The sequence below is a fragment of the Methylobacterium aquaticum genome (assembly GCF_001043915.1).
Lineage (GTDB): Bacteria > Pseudomonadota > Alphaproteobacteria > Rhizobiales > Beijerinckiaceae > Methylobacterium > Methylobacterium aquaticum.
On sequence record NZ_LABX01000469.1, the window covers coordinates 1 to 968 of the forward strand.

The 968-nt window shown below is 75.9% G+C and carries 1 protein-coding gene; it reads right to left on the reverse strand.

Annotation, left to right across the window (positions count from 1 at the left end; all coding sequences use genetic code 11):
* On the reverse strand, nt 1–968 hold a 968-nt coding region (locus VP06_RS33290; protein WP_048468112.1), incomplete at both ends, for a YcjF family protein.

Here is a 968-nt window from a genome sequence, read left to right on the forward strand (position 1 = left end):
TCACCCCCACCCCGCAACAGCTCCCCGGCCACATCGCCCAGCCGCCGCGCCGGCTCGCGCGTGAACGGCAGCGGCCGGCACACCGCCAGGGCGGCCAGCCCGAACCGGGCCGTCATCAGCCCGTTCAGCACCCCCTCCCCGAGCTTCGCCGAGATCCGCGCCGCGACGCCCAGACCCAGCACCTGCTGCACCAGGCTGTCGCCGACCGCGACGCTGCCGGTCACCGCGAGATGGGCTAACGCCGCCCGGGCGAGGCGCAGGAAGCCGAACAGGCCGGGCCGGCCGCCATAGATGGTGGCGATGCGGCGCAAGAGCCGCACGGCCGCGAAGATCACGAAGCCGACATCGACGATCGCCCGCGGGCTCAACGCCGTCACCGCCGAGACCTGCTTGGCGGTCTCCGCCACCGCCGCCTTGGCGGAGCGGTCGAGGGTGCTGAGCAACTCGGCCTCGGCGATGGCGATCCGGTCCTCGATGTCGAGGATCTGGTCGTCGAGGGCGGCGAGCCGGGCGCGGGCCGCACTCATCGCCGGGCGCTCGGCATAGAGGCCGGAGAGCTGGCGCACGACGGCCTTGGCGGCGCTGTGGTCGCGGGAGCGGAGCGCGTCGAGGGCCTCTTCGCGCAGGGCCTCGATGCGGCGCTCGCGCAGCACGCCCGCCACCTCGCGCCAGACGATGGCCGTGAGCGCCACGACGGCGACCCCGAGCAGCACGAGCGCCAGGATGCCGAGCCAGGGCGCGGCGGAGAAGAGGTCGGCGATCAGCCGCTCGATCGCGAGCCCGATGCCCAGCGAGGCGAGGCCCCCCAGCGCCGAGAGCAGCAGCGTCGCCCAGGGCGCGCGGGAGCGCGGCGCCACCGGCACGGCGACGCCGTCGGCGGCCTCGACGATCTCGAACGGTTCCTCCACCACCCGCACGCCGTCGGCGAGCGCCGTCTCGGTGCCGGGCGGCGGCGGGGCGGCCGGGGC